Origin of the sequence: Thermodesulfobacterium sp., from assembly GCF_030445475.1 — a bacterium.
Classification (GTDB): Bacteria; Desulfobacterota; Thermodesulfobacteria; order Thermodesulfobacteriales; family Thermodesulfobacteriaceae; genus Thermodesulfobacterium; species Thermodesulfobacterium commune.
This window is the reverse complement of the sequence record NZ_JASUTP010000005.1, coordinates 71,978-79,669: the sequence shown is the minus strand read 5'-3', so window position 1 is coordinate 79,669 and position 7,692 is coordinate 71,978. Positions and strand designations below refer to the sequence as shown.

General features: G+C 35.8%; 7 protein-coding genes. 2 read left to right on the top strand and 5 right to left on the bottom strand.

Translation table 11 applies throughout. The annotated features are described in order from the left end of the window. The first annotated feature begins 248 nt into the window (after nucleotides 1-248). The gene (locus tag PWP26_RS03355; RefSeq protein ID WP_038060854.1) at nucleotides 249-479 is read left to right on the top strand and encodes a hypothetical protein; all 231 of its coding nucleotides are present in this window, start codon (nucleotides 249-251) and stop codon (nucleotides 477-479) included. 1 nt (nucleotide 480) lies between these two features. Next, nucleotides 481-648 (top strand): hypothetical protein, encoded by a 168-nt coding sequence (locus PWP26_RS03350; protein WP_156095576.1) that lies wholly within the window; start codon nucleotides 481-483, stop codon nucleotides 646-648. 146 nt (nucleotides 649-794) lie between these two features. On the opposite strand, the gene PWP26_RS03345 is transcribed toward PWP26_RS03350, so the two are convergent. The 5 genes from PWP26_RS03345 to PWP26_RS03325 all read right to left on the bottom strand — a co-directional run bounded on the left by PWP26_RS03345 (nucleotide 795) and on the right by PWP26_RS03325 (nucleotide 7,690). Beyond that, nucleotides 795-2,474 carry an NAD+ synthase gene (locus tag PWP26_RS03345; RefSeq protein ID WP_038060856.1) on the bottom strand — a complete coding sequence of 560 codons (1,680 nt, stop codon included), beginning with the start codon at nucleotides 2,472-2,474 and terminating at the stop codon, nucleotides 795-797. Nucleotides 2,475-2,490: 16 nt separating this feature from the next. Then, nucleotides 2,491-3,825, bottom strand: coding sequence for a glutamine synthetase family protein (locus tag PWP26_RS03340; protein ID WP_038060858.1), 1,335 nt, complete (start codon nucleotides 3,823-3,825; stop codon nucleotides 2,491-2,493). Nucleotides 3,826-3,979: 154 nt separating this feature from the next. Next, nucleotides 3,980-5,560: an FMN-binding glutamate synthase family protein gene (locus tag PWP26_RS03335; protein ID WP_038060861.1), complete on the bottom strand. Its 1,581-nt coding sequence runs from the start codon at nucleotides 5,558-5,560 to the stop codon at nucleotides 3,980-3,982. 158 nt (nucleotides 5,561-5,718) lie between these two features. Then, nucleotides 5,719-7,260, bottom strand: a complete 1,542-nt coding sequence (nifA, locus tag PWP26_RS03330) for a nif-specific transcriptional activator NifA (RefSeq protein ID WP_273019135.1) — start codon at nucleotides 7,258-7,260, stop codon at nucleotides 5,719-5,721. Continuing rightward, nucleotides 7,229-7,690: a hypothetical protein gene (locus tag PWP26_RS03325; RefSeq protein ID WP_038060867.1), complete on the bottom strand. Its 462-nt coding sequence runs from the start codon at nucleotides 7,688-7,690 to the stop codon at nucleotides 7,229-7,231. The genes nifA and PWP26_RS03325 overlap by 32 nt, the downstream gene beginning before the upstream one ends. Nucleotides 7,691-7,692: the final 2 nt, after the last annotated feature.

Genomic DNA, 7,692 nt, shown 5'->3' with positions numbered 1-7,692 from the left:
AAAACCACTTCCTTTAATTAAGTCTGCTTTATACGAATTGAGGCAAATGTTTGTAAAGAGATTTTATAAGGAGACACAATTCTCTTGACAAGTGTCAACATATGCCTCTACCTGGTTCAAACAGAGGGTACAACGCCTAAACAATATATTCAACCTATCCTTCTTATCCTTATCGGTGGAGGCCGTTATGTAGAAGATCTACATGGTCTGACCCTACGATTATACAAGCAGAAAAGCAGACAGCCAAGATGACTTACAAGGGGTTTCGTGGATATAGACCTATTATTACGGCCTTTAAAGAGATACCATTGATAGTTTATCATGAATTTAAGGATAGGAATAGACATGATGGGCATTTAAGGGCGATAGAAGCGGCTTTTGAGGTTTTGCCTGAGGTAAAGAGGATAGTACATGTATCGCTTGATTCTGAGTATTACAGTTCTTCGGTGATAAATTATTTGATGAAAAAAGAGGGCTAAGGTGATAGAGGTATTTTCAGGAGTGGATTCAGTTTGTAAGGTGGTATATTTGGTATTGTTGGAGATGAACGAGAGATACAGGGGTAGGAGTTTACCTGGATTTAAAGAAGCGATATCTAATTTTAGGAGGGAGTCTTCTTACCCAAAATTGGTAGACACAATTAAATAAACACTATATTAGAAAATTTTTTAACCCGATGGGTAATATTAAAAGAACAGGTAGAGGATGAGGGAATTATAAATGATTATAAGTTCCTGTCGGGAAATTTAAACCTCAAAGAAAGGGGCATAAAAATCAGAAGTTTTGAGAAAAACTTAAAACACTGGATAAATTCTGTCTGCAACCATAGAAGTTTTGGTAACCTTAGGACCAAAAGGAGCTTGTTTCCGTTTAAACTCTGCCTTTTTAACCATGGATAAAACCTTTTCTACCACTGATTTTTCAAAACCTTTTTCTATGATAGAGTTAACGGAAGCTTTTTTTTCAAGATAGAGCTCTAAAATTTGATCAAGGATTTCATAAGTTGGTAAAACTTCATAGTCAGTTTGGCCTGGACGTAGTTCCGCAGAAGGGACTTTTAACAAAACCCTTTCTGGAATGTCAGGTTTCAAACTGTTTCTGTATTTAGCAAGCCTGTAAACCATAGTCTTATAAACGTCTACTATCGGAGCAAACCCTCCGGCTATATCTCCATAAAGGGTCCCATATCCAACCGCTGCCTCGCTTTTGTTTGAGGTACAAAGAACTAAATATCCTCTTTTGTTAGAAAGATAAAATAAAATATTAGCTCGCAAACGAGCTTGAAGATTTTCGTCTGCCACGTCAAACTCAGGATAACCAAAAGTTTTTCTAAAAATTTCAAAAACCTCATCTATAGGATACTCTAAAAACTCTATGCCTAAATTCTGAGCCAATTGCATAGCGTCTTCTTTACTTTCTTTAGAGGTAAAGGGGGAAGGCATAAAAACTCCAACCACTCTATCTTGACCTAAGGCATCAACGGCTATACAAGCTACTAGAGAAGAATCAATCCCTCCAGAAAGTCCTAAAACAACCTTTTTGAAACCACTTTTTTCTACATAATCTCTCAAAGCTAAAACTAAAGCTTTATAAACTTCCTCTTCTTCAGAAAACTTAGCCTCTATTTTTCCTTTAAAACTCAAGAGCCTTCTTCTGTCTTCCAGAAAAACCTCATCAAAAAAGCAATACTCACAAGGTTCTTCTTTTTTTAGTTGAACATTAGACAGTTTTTTTCTCAAGATTGTGTCATAATCTATTGATAAAATGCAAAAATCTTCTTCAAATCCAGAAAGAAGGGTTACTGTTTCTTCGTAAGGGTCTACTACAAAACTTCTTCCGTCAAAAACCCAACGTTCTTGTCCACCTATTAGATTTACACAAGCTACATAGGCGTTAAATCTCTGAGCTAAAACTTGACATACCTTTTCTCTTTCTTTAAAAGAGCCTTGATAATAAGGAAAAGCCCCTAAGTTTATCAAGAGGTCCACATCCATTTGGTTGTAAAAATGAAACCATCCGTTTTCTTTCCAGCAATCCCAACCTATGCTAACTCCTATCTTAAATGTATTAAAGTTTATGACCAGGGGTTTAACCCCTGGCTGAAAATACCTTCCTTCATTAAAGGCCTCATCTAAACAGCGTTTATGATATCCTGCTAATATGGTCCCTTTTTTTACTATTAAAGCACTGTTAAACAGTCCTCGGTCAAAGTAAGGAGTACCTATAATAATGGTGGAATTGAAGTTTTCTGAAGCTTTTACCAACCTTTGTATGGTTTGTTTTAAGTTTACTAAAAAATCTGTTTCGAAAAAAAGGTCTGCTGGGAAAAAACCAGAAAGGGCAAATTCTGGAAAAATTACTATGTGAGAATGCCCGTCAACTTGCCTCCAAACTTCTAAAACTTTGTTTAGGTTGTAATCAAAATTTCCTAAAGTTGGGTTTATTTGAATCAACGCTATGTTTAGTTTATCCATTAGAGTTCTTCCCTCTCTAAAGGATAGGTAAATACTTCTCTAACTCATAAGGAAACACCTGTATTCTATATTCATCCCATTCCTTCTTTTTGCTTTCTATAAGATTATAAAAAGTATGTTCTCCCAAGGTCTCCCTAAGAAGCTCACTTTTTTCAGCATATTCTATAGCTTCTATTAAACTTCCTGGCAGATTATCTATTCCTAAAGCCGCTCTTTCCTCCGGGTCTAAGTGATATACATCAACCTCTACTGGTGGAGGTAATTCATATTTTTCTTTAATTCCTTTTAGACCTGCATTTAACATACAAGCGAATGCCAGATAAGGATTACAGGCAGGGTCAGGAGACCTAAGCTCAATCCTGGTGGCTTTTTCCTTCCCTGGTTTGTAAAGTGGTATCCTTATAAGTGCGGACCGATTTCTTCTTGCCCAACAGATGTAAACAGGTGCCTCATAACCAGGCACAAGCCTTTTATAAGAATTTACCCACTGGTTAAGCACTAAGGTTATCTCTTTTATATGTTTTAAAAGACCTGCGGTATAATGTTTGGCCACATCAGACAAATAAAAAGGATCTTTAGGATCAAAAAAGGCATTTTTATCACCTACAAAAAGAGATTGATGAGTATGCATTCCACTTCCACATTTTCCGAAAAGAGGTTTGGGCATAAAGGTTGCATAGACACCATATCTTTTAGCTATTTCCTTAACCACTACCCTATAGGTCATAACTATGTCTGCCATCGTCAAGGCTTCTGCATATCTTAAATCGATTTCATGTTGAGAAGGAGCTACTTCATGATGGGAATATTCAACCTTTATACCCATCTTTTCTAAAGTAAGAATAGTATCTCTTCTAATGTTTTCAGCAGCATCTAAAGAATAGTCAAAATAACCTGCCTCATCTAAAGGCTCAGGATATTTATCTGACTTGAAATAAAAAAACTCAAGCTCAGGACCAATGTAAAAGGTGTAACCAAGTTTGGCGGCTTTTTCAAGGTTCAATTTTAATATATATCTTGGGTCACCTTTATATGGAGTACCACCTGGCTCATAAATATCACAAAACATTCTGGCAGTGGTTTTCTCAGGAGAAGTCCAAGGTAAAAGGGCAAAAGTTGAAGGGTCAGGTATAGCTATCATGTCTGATTCATCAATCCTTGCAAAACCATGAATGGAAGAACCATCAAACCCCATACCCTCTTCAAAGGCTGCTTCTAACTCTTCTACTGCAACCGTAAAACTTTTTAGCTGACCTAAAATGTCTGTAAACCATAGACTAACAAACTTAACGTTGTGTTGTTTAATAAGCTCTTGAACATCCTTTTTATCCCTGGGTTTATCGAATAACATCTTCAAGAGCCTCCTTAAAGATTAATAATTTTTAATAATTAAACCGCAAAATAAAAAAAAGTAAACCTTTAACAAAAAAGGGAGGTAGACAAAAAAATTTGTCTACCTCCCTTTTAAAAATTTAATACTCCAAAAAGATCGATGATCTTTCAACCTATCCTAAAAGAATTTCATAAGCTTTTTCCATATCTGCTTCCATCACATAGGGAATACCAGTAACCTCGGCAGCTTCTTTGGTAAGGGCTACCAAATCGTTTCTGTCAAGATATTCGATAGAGAATTTTCTCGCTCCAGCCATAAGCTGTTTCAATCCGATGGTAAGCCTTTCTACGAAAGTATACATGGCTACAGCGCCCCAAGGTATTTTTTCAAAATCTTTTCCATATTTGTTTTTAAGCACCTCTGTGTTGATAAAAATCTGTTCTAAGGACTCACCATACTTTTTAATTTCAGGAGGAAGTTTTCCTTCTTTATACCAGTTGGCGATGTTTTTACCCACAAAGGCTGGGATCATTAAAGCCCTTCCCATACAAACTGCTTTAAAGAAAGGAGCTCCAAGAGCCAAGGCTTTAAAAATATGATCTTCTAAAGAGAAACCACCTGCTATCGCTAAATCAGGCACATATTTTCCTCTGGCTGCAAGTTCTTTAGCAAAGTTGTAAGCTATAGACTGTAAGTAAATAGTAGGAATACCCCATTCGTTCATCATCCTCCATGGGCTCATACCGGTACCACCACCAGCTCCGTCTATGGTCACAAGGTCAATCCCAGCATCAGAAGCAAATCTTAAAGCCCTGGCAAGGTCAGTAACCCTATAGGCACCTGTTTTTAAAGAAATAAACTTAGCACCAACCTTTCTGTAATATTCTACAGTTTTCATAAAATCATCATAATCTACCATACCGAGCCTTGAATGTCTTTCAAATTCTTTTATTTCACCTTTTTTAAACGCTTCCTGAATAACAGGATCTTCTGGGTCAGGAACAACGATATAACCTCTTTTCTTAAGCTCTAAAGCTCTTTCCAAGGTTTTTAGCTTAACCTCTCCTCCGATGTCTTTAGCTCCCTGTCCCCACTTTATTTCAATGCAGTTAACCCCTAACTTTTCTATGGCATACTCAGCAGAACCAAGTCTCGAATCCTCTATGTTCTGTTGTAAAATAACCTCTCCATAACCTTCATACCAATCTTTGAAAGCCTTAACCCTTCTTTCAAGCTCTGGGGATTTGATAACCTTGCCGTTTTTAAACTCGGCATCTGGGTCCATACCTACCACGTTTTCTCCAATGACTACCATAATACCAGAAATAGCAGCACCGATGGCTAATTCATTCCAGTTGTTTTTAGCTATATCAGTAGAACCTAAAGCTCCGGTAAAAATAGGAATACGAAGTTTGATTTTGTAATTTCTACCTATTTCTCTTTCTGTATTAACCGCAGGAAAGGTAGCTTTATCCGGGTCTGGCTCAATACCAACAGCCCCCACACAAGTACCTTGAATGTTAAGATGAGAGTAATCTACAGGATATTTTTTGGTAGCACCTGCAGTAACTTTTCCAAAAGGTTGAGGATAGAGAATCTCTCTTCCTCTAAAAGAGGACTTGCCTACTTCACAAAAGCCCGGACATCCGTCTAAACAAACAGAACAAATACCAGAGTATGGTGCCGGGTCAGAAACCCTATTACGGGTACCTGTAGCAGAACTAGCATTAGGTTGACCTGGATAAACGCTCATAATTCCCCCTCCCTCCACAAAATTTATTTTACTTTTTTATTGCAAGAAGTATGCCATTAATCAACATCCAAAAATAGTGAAAAATTTTTAAGGAAAATGATGACAAAATTGTTCCAAAAGAACAAAATTGTATATTTAGAACCAAAAGATGAAAATAACTATTTTGTGAGTATGCCGTATTTTTTAATCCTATAACTTATTTGTCTTTTAGTAAGCCCTAACATCTTAGCAGCTTTTGTCTGATTATATCTACATGCTTTAAGTGCCTCTTCTATAGCCTTCTTTTCTATAAGCTCTATATGAGCAGGTAAAAGTTTTTCTTTAAAATCTCTTTCTTTTTTTATTTGCTCTTCTAAAAAAGCTTGTCTTATATAAAAAGGAATGTCTTCTAAAGTAATAAAATCTTTTTCTGCCAAAACTACCAACCTCTCCAACGTATTTTCAAGCTCCCTTACGTTTCCAGGCCAATGGTAAGCCATAAACTTTTCCATTATCTCCGACGAAATTTGCACGTTCTTGTTATACTCTTGATTAAATTTTTTAAGAAAATGGTCTACTAAAAGAGGAATGTCTTCTCTTCTTTCTCTTAAAGGAGGTAAATAAATAGGTATTACATTTAATCTAAAATAAAGGTCCTCTCTAAAAGTCCCTTCTCTTACCATTTTTTCTAAATCTCTGTTGGTCGCAGCTATAATCCTTACATCAACCTTTATTGACTTAGTATCTCCTATCCTTTCGAAAGTCTTTTCTTGAATAACCCTTAAAATTTTGGCCTGTAAAGATAAAGGCAAATCTCCTATTTCATCTAAAAAGATAGTTCCACCATTAGCAAGCTCAAATTTACCTGGTTTTGAGATAAGAGCACCGGTAAAGGCTCCTTTTTTATAACCAAAAAGTTCCGCTTCAAGAAGGGTTTCAGGGATAGCAGCACAATTAATAGCTACAAATGGTCCATTAGCCCGATCACTTTCAAAATGAATAGCTTTAGCTAATAGTTCTTTCCCTGTTCCACTTTCTCCTATCAGTAAGATATTAGCCTTACACTTAGCAGCTTTAATAGCAAGCTTAAAAACCTGCTGCATCTTGTCAGAAATACCGATAAGATTCCTAAATTGATATTTTCCCTTAAGCTCTAAAGATAGGTTCTCTTTTTCTTCTTTTTCTTTTCTAAACATTTGATAAAGCTTTAAATATTGTGAAAAGAGGGTAGCTACTATGTTTAAAAATCTAATATCCTCTTTAAGGTCTATTTCTTCGCTAAATATTCTATCTACTGAAAGAACACCCAACACCTCTCCCTCTATTTTGAGAGGGACACATAAAAAAGAAATATTTTCTTTGGTTAACCTTGCTCCGGTTTTATTTAAAAACATTGGCTCCTTTCCGATGTTAGGTACTACTATAGGTTCTCCTGTATCAAAAACCTTCCCCACTATCCCTTCACCTTTTTTATAAATCCCTTTTTTCATTTGCTCTGGAGTAAGTCCATAAGCTACGGAAATATGTAAAGTATTAGTTTCACTATCATAAAGGGTAATGGTTGCTCGTTGCATGTCCAAAATGTCTGAAAGAACTTTCAAGCTTTGATAAAGATTGTGATGCATATTAAAAGAAGAACTTAAAATTTTACTGATCTCAAGTAAAGCTAAAAGTTCTTTGTTTTTTCTTTCAAGCTGGTCTAATACCTCTTGATGAGGCATAATCATCTCCCCTGAATATCTCTATAATTTTAGACAAATCTTTTTGCCAAGTTTTCTGGTTTATAAAAAAAATTTCTACGTTTTCTGCAATTGTTAACCCTAAAGACCTGTAAATTTTTCTATAATGGTCTTCTCCCCATCCTTTATAACAAACCAACAAAAACAGGTGCTTACACCTTATTTTTCTTAAAAAATATGTTACAGGAGGACAGTTAAAGGTCCATTTAGGAAAACAAACTAATATCTTTTCTTCTTGAGGTGGTTCAAACCAGCTTTTAACAGGAAAATATGGAATAAAAGACAAAAAAAGCCAAAAAAAATACGGCCATCTATAAGTTTCTATTTTTTTAGGTTTTGCCCCTAAAAAAGAAGAAATTTCCCTTGCTACAACTTCTGAAAATCCGGTGTAAGTAAAATAAAAAACTTCCACTT

Bases quoted from the DNA above. Each gene is read 5' to 3' on its own strand.
- PWP26_RS03355 (WP_038060854.1), top strand. From the start codon at position 249: ATGACTTACAAGGGGTTTCGTGGATATAGACCTATTATTACGGCCTTT.
- PWP26_RS03345 (WP_038060856.1), bottom strand. From the start codon at position 2,474: ATGGATAAACTAAACATAGCGTTGATTCAAATAAACCCAACTTTAGGA.
- PWP26_RS03340 (WP_038060858.1), bottom strand. From the start codon at position 3,825: ATGTTATTCGATAAACCCAGGGATAAAAAGGATGTTCAAGAGCTTATT.
- PWP26_RS03335 (WP_038060861.1), bottom strand. From the start codon at position 5,560: ATGAGCGTTTATCCAGGTCAACCTAATGCTAGTTCTGCTACAGGTACC.
- nifA (WP_273019135.1), bottom strand. From the start codon at position 7,260: ATGCCTCATCAAGAGGTATTAGACCAGCTTGAAAGAAAAAACAAAGAA.